This is a genomic window from Ruegeria sp. YS9, assembly GCF_024628725.1.
GTDB lineage: Bacteria > Pseudomonadota > Alphaproteobacteria > Rhodobacterales > Rhodobacteraceae > Ruegeria > Ruegeria atlantica_C.
Window position 1 is genome coordinate 39,122 of sequence record NZ_CP102412.1, and the last position, 14,956, is coordinate 54,077.

Consider the following 14,956-nt stretch of genomic DNA (forward strand, 5'->3'; position numbering starts at 1 on the left):
TCGGCCAGAGCACTACTTTGCTGCTTGTTTTGTTCCTGCCTGCCCATGCGCTTTCCTCGGAAACCGAAGCTTCATGGCCGGAGCCTCAATAAAGTGCCATGACAGGACCGCGCATAACAGGGAGAGGGGGAAAGACATCGCCATGTTGACGACTGGCGTCACGACGCCAGACTGCGCCACCAGTTGCTGGATCGGGAACGCGTAGATGTAGACCCCGTAGGAATAGTCGCCCAGCTTGTTGTAGCGCAAAAGAAGCGGGGTTTTGACATAGCCGGCAAAAATCACGGCATAAGACAGGCTGATGGCAAAGACAGGCAGAAACAGTGGTGTGAACCAGGCCATAAAGGACAACGCGGCGGACAGGGCCAGCAGCGACCAGGACAATGGTACGTGCCTGCGCCAGATGTAAAAAACCATTCCCGACAGAAAAGGCAGACCAAGCCGTGTGAGGACCTCGATCCTTGGATTCACGTCAATGAATACGACGATGACTGTATAGAAACACAGGAACAACAGCGTTAGCCCGGCAAAGATCTTTTTGTTTCCCAGAAATCCAAGCAAGCCGCATAAGAGGACGCCGACATAGCAGGTGACCTCGTATGAAAGAGACCAGAGCGAGCCATTGATCGCAGCACCATAGGGGTTGGATTCGAACACGCCCGGCAATGTGTATTGCAGTTTGAACAACAGCATGTTGCGGATGAAATAGCTGCCGGCTTCGTCCCAAAAAACAGAAGGGGGCGCTTGTGTTAACAGAAGCCCGGCAACCAGAATGGTGATCACGGTTACCACGGCAAGCGCCGGGAACAGCCTCAGGGCTCTGGCGATCAGGAATGATGCTGCAGACGGGTTCCGGTCGAAACTGCGCGTAATGAAAAAACCCGAAATTGCAAAGAAAGCCCATACGCACATCAAACCAAGCGACAGCCCGTGCAATGTGGATTCAAACGGTTGCCCGAACTCGGCGCCCAAACTCAGAGGATAGGCATGTGACACCAGCACAAGACTGGCCGCGATGATCCGGATCAGATTGAAATTGTTATCCCGCCCGTCTGATCGATCTGCGATAAACAGCGCAGGCTTCCCCGAAATCACATGCACATTATGCTCACTCATCTGCGGTTCTCTGGGTCACTGGCACTATCATGGGACACACAATTATTTGGAAGCTGATCTTTGATACAATATCCATGGTGCGGTTGTCGCAAGAATATTGAATCCTTGGATCTGGGGCGGAAACGATTCCGTCGAGCAAACGACAATTGTGTCAGCTTTGGCGTTTGACAATGCGGTTATTGCGGACGGCACTGTATGATGTGCGTCCGAGGCAACGCTCTGAACCACGTTTTGCACATGGGCCAGCGGCCCGATGATGTGCAGCGGTTGCTGGGTGGGATCGGCGAAGGTGGGGATTGCGGTGCCGTTGAAAATCATGAGAAAGGACAGGGGTCGGCAGTTGGGCCGAAAAAAGCGTGGATCTCTGGCGTCTTCGACATAGGCGCCCGCGCCCAGGCTGCGCGTATCATGGCTGTTCAGTGCCTCAAGATACGAGGCGTAACTTCTGCCGTCCTGATACCATCCGATGCTCAGTACCAGGTTTCGTGCCAGAAACAGCCCTGCGATCATCGCAATGACGATTTCGCGGGACGGTGATTTCACATCGGGTGCCAGAGACAGGCTTGCGGCCAGAAGCGCCAAAAGCAAAACCGGGATGCGTTCGCCCAAATGCCCGACACCGAACAGGGTCGGGGGTACGATCAGGATCAGCAGCACGCACAGGGCCACTGCAAGCTTCATGCGTCTGTCGATCTGCCAGATCCCGGTCACGAGCCCGCCGATCAGTACGCCCCACAATACGATGCCAAAGCCCCAGTCGATCGATTGCCATGTGGTTTCGGCCACGCGAAGGAAACCATCGACTCTCAGATAGGCTTCGGTGCTCAGCCGAACCCATAATGTGCCCTGTTCGGCATGGGCGAGAATACTATCTATCGGTATGGCGCTTCCCGCACCTATGGTTTTTGTTTGGGTAAACAACAGGGTTGGTATGACAGCGACCAGCGCAAGCCTTGAAGCCTTGTAAAAAAGTGTACGCAGCCCCGGGTGACCGGGTCCAAGAGCAAGTGACAGCTCGACCGCACCCAACAGCAACCCCCACAGCGCAAAGGCCAGCCCGTGAATGAAAAACAGGAGCACGCCTATGCACATAGTCACGGTTAATTGCCGGACAGGTCGGTCCTGTGTTGCAATCCAGTATCCGATTGCGCCCAGCAGAACCCCCAATCCAAGCAGGAAATTCGAAAAACCCCAGATCAGAATATGGTTATACGCCACCAGACCGGCCAAAAACACGGTCAGCACTGAGAGTTGGCCGTGCAAAACGCGTGCAAGGTACAAAATGCCTGCGAACGGGGCCGCAATGATCAACCCTGCTATCAGCTTGGCCCCCAAAAGCGGGGGGAGTACATGCATGATACCTGTGCCCAGAATGTCCAGCCCGAGATTGGGCAGCAGTTGCCAGGCGGCTTCGTAGTTCTGTTGCAACATGGCCGAGGCCGGCAGCTTGGCCAGAATATAATAGCGGGCGATATGAGCGTAGAAATCCGTCAGCGGCAAAACAGGGGTGACGCACAGGGGAACAAGGCAGGCAAACAGAGTCAGTGCCAGAACCGGGCGCAGTGAACGGCGTCGAAGTGTCGTAATCATTTCTGCCGCAGGCACATCTCTACCTACATACTAAGAACCAAAAACCTGATCCCTCAGATATCAGCAACAGATCATTGTGCAATCTATATTGCTTAATGCCATCCGAAACCCGGGATGCAATGACTTCGGAGGAAAGATTTGGTGGCCAGGGCGCTGTGATCACGTCGAGCTTGCCGTCTTTCTAAAACGGTACAAACCGCGGCAGGCGGTTCAGGCTTGGCTCCATGAAGCGTTGCAACCTTGCATCCGCATCCGCTTCGGTTTCGCCGGGCAGGATGGGGGTCACAAACCGGACCAGAGCGCCATCGGTGCGCCCCATGGTAAAGCCGTCTTGAATGACGCTCATCTTGGCGCGGAAATCATTGACCATACGCTTGCCGCGCTGTTCGAACCAGTAATAGACCAGCTGTTTCGATAGCTCTTTCTGGATCACGGCGCGGTTGACTGAAAAGCTGCCATAAGGCGTGTTGCCGGGGTTGATCTCATAAGGTTCAAGGCTGAAGATTTCCCAGCCACCCACCGGCAGGCAGACCTCGGGAGAATGGATACCGTCACCTTCGGTCTGCTTGTCGTAGAAGGCCACGAACATGTTCACGAAGTCGCCCGAACCGGTGTCGATATAGGTAGCATGAAGGTAATCGCTGGCACCCAGAACCTGTTCAACCTGTGGGTCCAACGTGGTGGGCGACCCGGACCAGGGGCCAAGCTGCCGTGGATACAGTACAAACGGGTCACGTTCCACAGGCCGTGCTTCGGAAGCGGGCCGCAGGGTCCAGGCGGTTGAAACCGCAAGCGTCAGAAGACCCGCGACCGCCAGTGCCACCGATGCGCGAATGCCAAAGATACGCAAGGCAACAGAACCCAGCCTCTGGGTATCCAGATCAATGGTCTCGGCAAAGGGTTGCGGATTCGGCGCCAGACGCTGCAAGCCGAGTGCCATCAGGAACAGAATGGCGACGCAGAGCAGGAAGATGATCCAGCCTTCGAAGAAATGCATGAAGCCTTCAGCCTGCTCGATACCGTGCTGGTTGACCAGCACGCCGATCACACCGATGCGGATCGAGTTCATCAGCACGGTCAGAGGGGCCGCCGAAACCAGCAAAACCACCTTGTGCCAGATCGGGCCACGGTAAAGCAGGGCAAAGAGATACGAGAAGCTCAGGATCGGGAACAGATAGCGCAGCCCGGAACAGGCCTCGGCCACCTGAAGTTTGTAGACCCCCAGATCGATGATGTTGCCTTCGATGAAAACCGAAACACCGGCCATCTGCACGAACCAGACGCCCAGCTCGGACGAAATCCATTGCAGGAAGATCGTGAGCTTCCAATAGACGAACTGCGGCAGCGGCAGCATGAACACCAGATGCAGCACGGGCAGCTGGTGGTATTTGCCCCGCTGCCAGCCGAACACGGTCAGCATGACGCCGCCCACCCAGATGATCATGGCATAGGTGACGATATCGGGAATACGGGCCAGGTTGCCCAGAATGGCGATGATCAGGGCCACGGCAATCACCGCCACCCCCGGCCAGCGATCATGCACAACCGGATTGGGGGGTGGCATATCCCGCAATTCACGCAGGAACAGATACAGCGAGATGATCGGGATCAGCGGGCCATGGCTGTATTCGGGGGTGCTCCAGGCGGCGCCCAGAGACACGATCCCGATCCAGAAGACGGGCACCGATCCAAGCAGCAGCAGGACAAACCAGAACAGCCCGACGGTGTTCATGACCGGCAAGCCTCTTCTGGCCGCATCAAGGATATTACTGCGGCTGTTTTTCGAATCGAGGTGATGCATCACGGTCCATCATGCACAATAAGGTGTGGTCTGAAATTATGACGGCCCAAGCTCCCGCTATTTTGATCCGTTTTCGGGACATTGAGCGCGGGCTGTCCTGATTGTCGATATCATGAACCGGATGAATGAACGTCAGGGTTTGAGAGAAAAGCGCCGGCCCAACGTCAGAAAGACCGAGTTTGAAGTTGCCGTAAAGCCGTTCTGATCGTCCATTTCATATTGGTACCCCACGTTTACAGCCCAGTCTTTCGTGACCGCCCGTGTATAGGACGCGCTGAACGTACCGCGCTGGCGCGGGTTGGGTTGACCGGTTCCCTCGTCTTCCTGGTCGATGTAATCGACGCTGAAAGACAGCCCCGATACCGGGTTGATGAAATAGTCATATGTCAGAAACACCAGTGTTTCACGTGTTTCTATGCTCTGCGTACTGGTGCCGACCCGGCGTTGCACCGTTGCCCCGATCCGGGAACTGGCCAGCTGATAGCTGTAGTCAAGCTGCCCGATCGGTGTGACTTCGTCGAATGGTCCTCTGGTCAGGCCCACGTTGAAGCTGAATAGTCCGTTGGCGCGCTGAAAACTGCGGCCGGCCGTTGCGTTTATCCGCGACCCATTGACCCCGAATGTCTGGTCAATCTGAAAATCGGCCGATCCGTCTGGCAGGGTTTTGTTCCATGCGAAATCCCAGACGAAATCCTCGGTTACGGTGTTGGTATTGGTTGTGCGCTGCGTGTCATCCACCTGACTGTAACCGATATTCGCACTGACGGTGGTGACAGGGGATACGTCATAGGTCCCGCCAACTGTCACAACCGTCGTTTGCTCATCGGTTCGCACGTTGTCTTCTGCCGAGAAATCAGTGTAGTCGAGACGCAAGTTGGCCTGAAAAACCGGTGACACCCGCAATGTCGTGATCGCTGAGTAATAGCTTGACTTGTTGTCGAACAGGTTCGGATCGATTGTGTTTGTATAGGTGCGTTCGCCATAGCTGTAGATGAATTGGAACCCGATTGGGTCATTCAGGCCGGTTTGCCAATTCAGGTTGCCCAGGGAGTTGACCTGATCCCCGATGGTTCCGGTCACATCGGCGGCATCAATTCTGCCATCCAGATTGGTGTCGGTCAGTGAACGGTTAAAGGCCAGATCCTGTTCGCGGTAATCCAATAGCAGGTCAAGCTGGCTGTTCTGGCGCGACCGCTGATACGACAGGCGAGCAGACGGGTCCGCAAAGCTGGATGCCGTCCCGATAATCGGCTCATTGGCGATCCGGTACAGTCCGGAAAGGTCAAGAGCCAATCTCGAATCCGAGGTCTGCTTCAGAATTCCCAGGGCCAGCGTATTCTCCCACCAGGTCGTGGACCCAAGCGAAGGATCGGTCAGGCGAAGATTGCTGTCATGTCTGAGCGACGAGAGATAATCCAGGGTCACACTCAGGCCGGTCCCGGTCCCAATCTGCTGACCGGTCGGCAGGCCGACCCTTCGGGCCGGATTTCGCTGTGCCTGTTGTGCGATCAGTTGCTGGCTGGGTGTCTGCTGCACAACCGTCGATGCGACGGTTGTCTGCTGCACGGATGTTTGCTGTGTCGAGGTTTGTGTTTGCTGCGCAGTCGTTTGCTGTGTCGAGGCCTGCTGCCCGACGGCTGGTGCAAACGAACTTATGACAGCGATCCCACCCCCCAGAATGGTGGACAGCCTGCTCCTGGATTTCCCCACCTGTATCAGCCCCTATTCGAACAAGCGGCGTGCTGGTACGACAACCACGTCTCCGGGTCTAAGCACTGTATTGCCTTGGATGCCACCGCCCGAGCCTTTGTAGTTATAGGTATATTTTCTCATCACGCCTGTTTTACTGTCAGCCCGGCGCAATTCGATGCGCTTGCGAGCCGCGAAATTGGTCAGACCACCGGCCTGAGCCAAAACCTGAAGAATTGTCGTGCCTTCGGTTGCCAGATGCTTGCCGGGCACATTGACCTCACCCATGATGAAAACATCGATGGTTGGTCCGGATGCGGCCTGTCCGCCCAGAAGCGGCGGCGGAGCCAGCGACGCCACTGAAATAAAGACTGTCGGCGGCGTATTGAAATTCGAGGCCAACGCCGATGAAAGCGACGCGCTCAATCCGCTGGTCGACTGGCCGGCCGCACGGATCGAGCCGGCAAGCGGAAAGTTGATGGACCCGTCCGGCAGAACCAGGATGGTCCGATTCAGGGTGGGGTCTTCGAGAACTTCAACCTGCAGCGCATCACCCGGTTGGATTTGATAGGATTGCGCCCATGATGCGGTGGCCACGATCATGGTAATGACAAGTGCGGTCAAGGACCCGATGACTGTACGCATATTCAAATCTCTCACTTTTTTCCTTTATGCCGCCCTACAGGATACAAAACAATCTGCAGGGAGTCTGATACATACAAGATGCGGCAGAAATGCAGCGGCGTCATCAACTCTGTGTTAGTGGCTGTTGGTGGGTACAGCGTTCAGCTGTTCAATCTCAGCCTCCACCAATGACGCGACTTCCGTAGAAGCCCCGCTGAAAGCTCTGGCTTTATGAAAAAGACGCAGCGCATCTTCGTTCCGCTCCAAAGCCGCATATGCTTTTCCCAGATGATATAGTACCAGGGGATGTTCAGGGAACGCCGCTGCCGCAGGTTCAAGGTAGGTGACCGCCTCTTCATAATTTCCCAACCGGTAGGCGACCCAGCCATATGTTTCCTGGAAGACCGGTTCCTGTGTGCCACGCAGACGTTGCGCCAAAACCTGCGCGCGCCGCAGACTCTCCTCATCGTTGCGATATGTTGTCAGCAGGCTTGCAAGATTATTGACTACAATCAGAGAGCGATTGGTGATCGGATATAGCTTTTCGTATGTTGCGATTGCCTGGTCCAGATCTCCGCTGCGTTCGTAATCCGTCGCCTGCAGCATGAGCAAAGCCGGATTTTCAGGCAGATTGGCCAATGCCTCAGTCAGAATTTCCCTGGCCTGATCGGGCGCGTTCCGTTCCGTTGCCAATCCGTGCAGCGCAATCCATGCCCGCGTCGTAGTCGGATAATCCTCAAGAATGACACGGTAGAGCTGCTCAGCCTCACCGCGGTCGCCTTCACTGATCAACGCATGGGCTTTGATCAGACGGATTGGCAAAGAATCCGGGTCTTCCGCAAGCAACTGGTCAAGATGGGCGAAGGCTTCGACCGTCTGCCCTTTTGTAAGCATCAGGCGAACAAGCGCGATATCGGCGGGCAGGCCAAATTCGGGATCATCCGCCAGCTCGTTCAGGAAAGAGGTCAGTTCCTGTGTGCGTTGCTGTGCGGCCAGCATATGCGCCCTGAGCTCATTCGCAGAGCGTCGTGTTCCCGGGCTGTCCAGATCCCTGATGGCATCAAGGACGGTTTCCAGGCGGTCCCAATCCTGCATGCTCAGATATACTTCTCCCAATAGAAGCAGAAGCTCGGAATGTTCCGGAGCCTGGTGCAGGGCTTGGGCCAAAACACGTTCGGCGATCACCAAATCACCTTCCGCGATCAGAAATCGGGCATAGCGCAGCGTTTCGTCCGGTGCGTTCCCGGAAATTTCCGTCGCCAGCGCCAGCATCTCGCCCATCAGTTCCCTGTCTCCGTTGCGCTCATGCGCCTGGGCCATCAGGGTCATCAATTGCGGGTCGCGGGGTGCCTGACCGAGCGCTTCGCGCAAAAGCACAATCGCATCGCCGGTCTTGTCCTCGTCAATCAGCCAGGACGCCTTGAACTTGAGAGCGCTGACCTGGGCTGCATCCTCGGACAGGACTTTTTCCACCAAAGCGCGGGCTTCATCGGGCTGGCCGACCTGGAACAGCATGAGGGCAAACTCTACCTCACTGGCGCGGGTCTGTATGTTTCTTTCCGCGCCTTCCAGCAGTGTCTGCATCTCGGCGATCGCGGCTAGTTCATCACCCGATCGGAATTTCAGCGCTGCACGCACCGTCTTGAATTGGAACGTGTTCGGGCCGTTCTGAGCGATGATCGTATCCAGCTCGGCAATTGCCGCTGCAGAGTCGCGGTTATCGTTCAGAAAGGCGATCAACCGCTGTGTCGGCATGTGATCTTCAGCAAGCGGATCCACCTCGGCCCGCAGCATCTGTTCTGCCGCATCCAGATTCCCCTGATCGATATAATGTTCCACAAGCAACTGCTCGACGCCCTCATCGTCAGGGAATGTCACGGCCATCTGCCGAAGAAACGTCTCGATTTCTGCGGGCATATCCAGTTCCTGAAGTGCGCGGAGCCGGATTCCATAAAGGCTTTCTTCCATTGGATCGGTGGCTATGGCCACCTCTGTTTCCTGCAGAACACCGGGCCAGTCCTCATCGCGGATCAGATGGTCAATTATGATCTGGCGCGCAGTCATCAGTTCCGGGTGGCTTTTGATCATCTCGCGGGCCCTATGGACGGCGACGTCCACACCTGCAAAATCCCCATCCCTGACCGCGTCGGTATAAGCCAGCATGTTATTGATGGATTTGATTTCGATATCATCCGGAGCCAGAGCGCTTGCCAATGCGCCGTGACGCCTGACATCTTCCCAATTCCCCACCTCCAGAGCCATCTCAGCAAGGTTCCGATGGCCCTCAAGGTTGTCCGGATACTGTTCTATCAGCCGCAGATACTGACCATATGCAACCGAGATATTGCCGCGCTCGCGTTCCACCCTGGCAAAGGTCAGCCGTGCTTCTTTGTGCTGACCGTTGAGGTTGAAAACATTCCTGAACTCAACAAGTGCGCGCTCGACGTCACCGGCTTCCAGATGGGCCAGCCCTGCCTGGAAATGCGCTTCGGCCCGTTCCTCGGCCGAGTCGCACGCGCTCAGCAGGAGTGTCGCCGCAAAAAGGGCTGCGATCAGCCGTGCGCCAATAGGAGGTACGATCCAGCTCATTGCTGTTCTCCTGCAAAACTTAAGGAAAAAGCATACAACCAATCAACCTGTTCGGCTGCATGGCCCGGTCTCAGCAACCCGTGCCGCGCAGGACAACGAAAATGGTCCGGAACACGATTGAAACATCTGTACTGAACGACATGCTTTTCCAATATTCGGTATCGTGAAACGCACGCTCAGCAAATGTGGACTGATTGCGTTTCGAAACCTGCCAGGGTCCCGAAAGGCCGGGGCGCATGGCGGTATAGAATTTTCCAGGATAAAGCTCTTTCTGGCAAACCATCATCGGGCGGGGGCCAACCACGGACATTTCGCCAACGAAAACATTCCAGAATTGCGGCAACTCATCCATCGAGGATTTGCGCAGGAAAGTTCCGAATTTGATGATACGCGGGTCATTGCGCAGCTTCTGATCGCGGTCCCATTCTTCCTGGGCTTCGGGGTTCTTCGCCAGATGCTCCTGCAGCACGGTTTCAGCATCATGGACCATGGTGCGCAATTTAAGCATCTTGAAGGCTTTGCCATTCTTGCCGACACGTTCCTGCCGATAAAACGGGGTCACGCCCTGGCATGCAAGAAACGCGGCCAGCAACAGCACCACCGGCACGACAAAAGGCGCTGCAAGCACTGCGAACGCTATGTCAAAAAGACGCTTGCCCCCACTTCTGTATATCCCTGGATATGACACTGCGGCAGGCACAACAGAAATGCCGGAGTAGCCCGCGCCAGCGTTGGCCACTTCTTTCGAATGACTTGTCACTATTTAAACCCCCAACACACACAATTACTCACGAACCACTCACCAAACTTACGAACCGAACACGCTCGACCTCAACCACGTATATTTAAAATCTTATATTTTTATACCACTTCGACCCTGCACTTACTCACTTGCGAGGCCGCTTTCCCGTATCCAACTGTTAACAAATTCCACCTGCCTTGCAAAACATTAATGCTGGCAAACGTGTTCTCTGGTCGCTGAATACAGGTGCTTTTTAACAGTATCGTAAAGCTGCGACCAGCTGATCGGCCGCAAATTCATGAACTTTCGTTTCCCCATGGGACACAATGAGCAATAATTTCACCCTTTAGGTTTGATTCCCGCCCGTAGAATCTCTTTTAATGTGTGATCACACCAGGTTCTGGTCGCCTCTTTCTCGGTCAACCCAATAAGGGCGCAACGGAAACAATCGCGCCGATCACCTCATATTGAGAAAGCGGAAAGGTCAATTCACCGCGTGTGCAGTTTAGTGGTGCCTGCTATCTTGATTTTGTGACAAACTAGTACCCAAGTACTTTTTGTTTATGTGATGTGTTCTTTGTGTAAGGGATTTCTGGTGGTTCAGAGTATGAGTTTGGATAATCTCCGGGGGGCCAGTACGAGGTTTGACAAGGCAGAAGGCAACCGAGGTGCAATGGCGTCCAGCGACGGGTTTTATCTAGATTATTTCAGGCTTGACCGACGGCCCTTCACGCTGCTTCCGGATCCCGGATTCATGTACTGGTCGCCGCTGCACAAGCGCGGTTACTCGGTCCTGCAATTCGGCATCATGAGCTGTGCGCCCATCACCGTGCTGACCGGGGAAATCGGGGCCGGAAAAACCACCCTGGTACAGCATCTTCTCAGCGAGATGGAGCAGTCGATCACCGTAGGGCTGATCTCGAATGCCCAAGGCGGCCGAGGAGAGCTGCTGCAATGGGTCCTGCATGCTTTAGGCCTGCCAATCGACAACGACGCCCCCTATGTACAGCTGTTCCGGGAATTACAGGATTTCCTGGTCGCGGAATATGCAGAAGGGCGGCGTGTAGTTCTGATCTTTGACGAAGCGCAGAACCTGACCGTCGAAGGGTTGGAAGAAATCCGGATGCTGACCAATATCAACTCGAACACGGATGAGCTGATCCAGCTTGTTCTGGTTGGTCAGCCTGAATTGCGCGATATGGTTCTTGATCCCAAGATGCGCCAGCTGACACAGCGCGTGGCCGCAAGTTTTCATCTTGAACGGATGGATGAGTCTTCGGTCGAAGCCTATATCAGACATAGGATGAAAACGGCTGGCGGTTCAGGCGATGAGTTCACCGAAGAGGCCTGCAAGCAAATTTTCAAGCAAACGCGCGGTGTTCCGCGACTTGTGAATCAGTTCTGCGACTTTGCCCTGCTTTATGCCTGGACGAATGAGGCCGAGAAGGTGGATGAAGAGGTTGTGGAGCAGGTGGTCAAAGATGGCGTGTTCTTTGGCGGAAACTCACTCGAGAAGGAGCTGACAGTCTGATATGGGCCCGGTTCGCTATTACTTTTCCATTTTCCTGAGACGGTTTCCGTATTTCCTGATCGTCGCCCTGATCGTGTCTGTAGCGTCATTCATTGTCGCCAGATCACTGCCTGCCACATATGTCTCGACGATGCGCCTGATTGTTGAATCGCCTCAGATTCCGGGCAATCTGGCGGCCAGTACCGTCACGACACCCGCGGCGGAACAGCTTCAGATCATCGAGCAGCGCCTGCTGACCCGTCCGATCCTTCTGGAAATTGCGCGCGAGTTTCAGGTTCTACCCGACCAAGATGAAGCAAGCCCCGATCAGGTTGTCAAAGCCATGCGCAAGAACACCTCGATCTGGATTTCCAGCGGTCTCAATCAGGCCAATCTGATGACAATCAGTTTCGAGGCGCGAACCGGTCCGATCGCAGCCGGTGTGTTGAACGCGTATTTGACGGAAATCCAGAAGCTGGACGTCTCTTATCGCAAGGAGCGCGCGACCGACACGCTGGCCTTTTTCCAACTGGAAGTTGATCGCCTGAGCAACGAGTTGAGCAGGCGCAGCGCCCGCATTCTCGAGTTCAAGAATGATAATTCCGATGCGCTCCCCGACAGTCTGCAGTTCAGGCTGGCGCAGCAAGGGGCATTGCAGACCAATCTTGAACAGACGGATCAGCAGATTTTTTCCCTTAAGTCACAGCGGGAAAATCTCATGAATATCTTCAGTTCGACAGGGCAGGTTGTCGGGCCTCCGCAACAAAACCAGACCCCGGCACAACAGCAGTTAAGTCAGCTGCAGTCACAGCTCGACAATCAGCTTGTGGTCTATTCCGAGAACAGCCCGCAGATCAAACTGCTGCGCGCCAGGATTGAAAAACTTGAGAAAGTTGTAGCTGCCGAACAAGCAAACGCCCCGGCGCCATCTAACCAGACGGGAAATTCATCCCTTGACCTGCAACTGGCGCAGATCGACTCGCAGATTGCAGCGCTCGAAGATCAGCGCCGGGTGCTTCAGGACAGGCTCGACGCGCTGACCCTGACGATTGACCAGACCCCGGCCAACGCCATTACGCTTGCAGAACTGCAGCGCGAACACGACAATATTCAGAACCAGTACAACGTCGCGATCAGTCGCCTGGCCGATGCTTCAACCGGGGAACGGATCGAAGTCACGTCCCAGGGGCAACGTATTTCCGTCATCGAGCATCCCTCTACGCCAAGCGAGCCGGCCAAGCCAAACCGCTTGATGATCGCCGGCGGGGGCGCTGCCTTTGGCATCGCACTGGGGCTGGGGCTTGTGGTCCTGCTGGAGATCCTGAATCGGTCCGTGCGTCGGCCCGAAGACCTGATCAGCAAGCTTGATGTCTGGCCAATCGCCACTATTCCCTATGCTCCGTCCCGCGGTGAAGTGTTGATGCAGCGCGCGGTATGGGGTGGGATCATACTGGCCATTCTAATCGGAGTGCCGGCCGGGGTCTGGGCGGTGCATACCTATTACCTGCCTCTCGATCTTATTACCGAGAGAGTGATGGATAAACTGGAGACATACTGGTGAGTATTGTTTCGATTGAATTGGTGAATGTGTGATGGACCGTCTTCAGAAAGCGATTCAAAAGGCGCGCGAGGAACGGCAGAGCCGCGAAAGCCCGCCGCCGGTCATGGAACAACCGCCCCGTCATGCCCCGTCAGAAGACGCTCGTGACACCCGGTGGCAAAGCGTGCCCGAGATACAGATCGACCCCAAACTTGCAGTGCGCAACCGGCTTGCATCGCTTGCTGGCGGCGGAGACGCCACCCCCTATGACATGTTGCGGACCAAGATGCTGCAACAGATCTTGTCCAACAAATGGCGCAGGGTGGCATTGACCTCCCCGTACAGCGGGTGCGGCAAAAGCACGACGACGGCCAACCTGGCCTTCAGCCTGGGGCGGCAGGAAGATCTGCGGACGATCGTGATCGATTTCGACATGCGGCGCAGGGGGCTGGCCGAGATTCTGAAGCAAACCGGCAACCACAGCATGGCCGACGTCATTCAGGGATTGGTGCCGTTTCACGAACATGCGCTGCGGTATGGCAAGAACGTGATTTTCGGGCTGAATTACACGCCCACGCGCAACCCGGCGGAAATCTTGCAAAGCCGACGGGCGATCGAATTTCTCGAACAGCTCGAGGCGGATTACAAACCCGACGTCATTCTGTTCGACACGCCCCCCCTGATGATGAGCGATGACAGCCACGGCTTTCTCAGGAATGTCGATTGTGCCCTGCTTCTGGCTGCGGCCGAAGAAACCAGCATCGACCATATCGACGTTTCCGAACAGCAACTGGCGGAACTGACCAGCGTCATGGGGATCGTGCTGAACAAATGCCGATACATCAGCGGGACGTTTGGCAATGAGTACGGATCCTACTGATACGGCTCCGGCCGATGCGGTGATCATTCCCCATTACAACGATTTGCCCCGGCTGGAACGATGTCTTCTTGCCCTGAGAGAGAACGATCTGACGGCGACCGAAATCGTTGTCGTTGACAATAACTCTCCGGTGTCGCTGGACACGATGCGCCAGGCCTTTCCCGAGGTGCGTTTCGTGGTGGAAACCCAAAAGGGCGCGGCCCATGCCCGCAATCGCGGAGTTGCAGAAACCAGAGCGCCCCGACTGTTTTTCATTGACGCCGATTGCGTACCCGCGCCGGACTGGTTGAGCGTCGGGCGTCAGGTCGCGGATCAGGCCGATCTGATTGGTGGCCGGGTAGATGTCTTTGACGAAACCCCGCCCCCGCGCAGCGGCGCAGAAGCGTTCGAGGCCGTTTTTGCATTCAACTTCCGCAGGTATATCGAGGTTCAGGGGTTTTCCGGCGCCGGCAACCTGCTGACCCGGCGCGATGTGTTCGATGCGATCGGCGGGTTCATCAACGGTGTCTCGGAAGATCGGGAATGGACCATGCGCGCGGTCGCGCACGGGTATAGCCTGATCTACCGGGACGACTTTCGTGTCAGTCATCCGTCCCGGCAGAATTGGCCCGCGCTCAAGGCCAAGTGGCGGCGCACGACCCAAGAGGCATATCTGCTGCATGGCACCAACGCCGCCGCGCGCATGCGGTGGGCGATCCGTGGATTGGCCATGCCGGCCAGTGCAATTGTGCACACCCCGAAAATCCTCAGCAGCAACAAGCTGTCCTCGGCGGGCGAAACCAGCCGGGCGATCATCACGCTGTTCCGGCTCAGATGTCAGCGGATGATCTGGATGTTGCGCCAGGCAGCAGGTGGCGGCATCTGATCAAAAGAAA

At 55.8% G+C, this 14,956-nt stretch carries 11 protein-coding genes; 4 read left to right on the forward strand and 7 right to left on the reverse strand.

Going from position 1 to position 14,956, the window contains the following annotated elements:
- Positions 1-12: 12 nt before the first annotated feature.
- From NOR97_RS20545 to NOR97_RS20575, 7 genes are all read right to left on the reverse strand, one after another.
- Positions 13-1,116, reverse strand: coding sequence for an acyltransferase (locus NOR97_RS20545; protein WP_257601500.1), 1,104 nt, complete (start codon positions 1,114-1,116; stop codon positions 13-15).
- A gap of 42 nt (positions 1,117-1,158) precedes the next feature.
- Positions 1,159-2,706, reverse strand: a complete 1,548-nt coding sequence (locus NOR97_RS20550) for a hypothetical protein (protein WP_257601501.1) — start codon at positions 2,704-2,706, stop codon at positions 1,159-1,161.
- A gap of 181 nt (positions 2,707-2,887) precedes the next feature.
- A complete protein-coding gene (xrtD, locus tag NOR97_RS20555) occupies positions 2,888-4,438 on the reverse strand; it encodes a VPLPA-CTERM-specific exosortase XrtD (protein WP_257601502.1) in 1,551 nt (516 codons plus the stop codon).
- A 201-nt stretch (positions 4,439-4,639) separates the two neighbouring features.
- On the reverse strand, positions 4,640-6,073 hold the full coding sequence (locus NOR97_RS20560; RefSeq protein ID WP_257601442.1) for a capsule assembly Wzi family protein: 1,434 nt from the start codon (positions 6,071-6,073) through the stop codon (positions 4,640-4,642).
- Between the two features lie 156 nt (positions 6,074-6,229).
- Entirely contained in the window at positions 6,230-6,841 is a 612-nt protein-coding gene (locus NOR97_RS20565) for a polysaccharide biosynthesis/export family protein (protein WP_170346999.1), read from the reverse strand.
- Between the two features lie 114 nt (positions 6,842-6,955).
- Positions 6,956-9,409, reverse strand: coding sequence for a tetratricopeptide repeat protein (locus NOR97_RS20570; protein ID WP_257601443.1), 2,454 nt, complete (start codon positions 9,407-9,409; stop codon positions 6,956-6,958).
- 70 nt (positions 9,410-9,479) lie between these two features.
- Positions 9,480-10,169 (reverse strand): sugar transferase, encoded by a 690-nt coding sequence (locus NOR97_RS20575; RefSeq protein WP_306981013.1) that lies wholly within the window; start codon positions 10,167-10,169, stop codon positions 9,480-9,482.
- Positions 10,170-10,905: 736 nt separating this feature from the next.
- On the opposite strand from NOR97_RS20575, the gene NOR97_RS20580 reads away from it, so the two are divergent.
- Genes NOR97_RS20580 through NOR97_RS20595 form a run of 4 tightly spaced genes read left to right on the forward strand, consistent with a single transcriptional unit; the run spans position 10,906 to position 14,946 of the window.
- Positions 10,906-11,682, forward strand: a complete 777-nt coding sequence (locus NOR97_RS20580; RefSeq protein WP_224859198.1) for an ExeA family protein — start codon at positions 10,906-10,908, stop codon at positions 11,680-11,682.
- Position 11,683: 1 nt separating this feature from the next.
- Positions 11,684-13,222: a lipopolysaccharide biosynthesis gene (locus NOR97_RS20585; RefSeq protein ID WP_257601445.1), complete on the forward strand. Its 1,539-nt coding sequence runs from the start codon at positions 11,684-11,686 to the stop codon at positions 13,220-13,222.
- A gap of 31 nt (positions 13,223-13,253) precedes the next feature.
- Complete coding sequence (locus NOR97_RS20590) at positions 13,254-14,081, forward strand: CpsD/CapB family tyrosine-protein kinase (protein WP_257601446.1); 828 nt, start codon at positions 13,254-13,256, stop codon at positions 14,079-14,081.
- Positions 14,062-14,946 carry a glycosyltransferase family 2 protein gene (locus tag NOR97_RS20595; RefSeq protein ID WP_257601447.1) on the forward strand — a complete coding sequence of 295 codons (885 nt, stop codon included), beginning with the start codon at positions 14,062-14,064 and terminating at the stop codon, positions 14,944-14,946. The genes NOR97_RS20590 and NOR97_RS20595 overlap by 20 nt, the downstream gene beginning before the upstream one ends.
- Positions 14,947-14,956 lie beyond the last annotated feature (10 nt).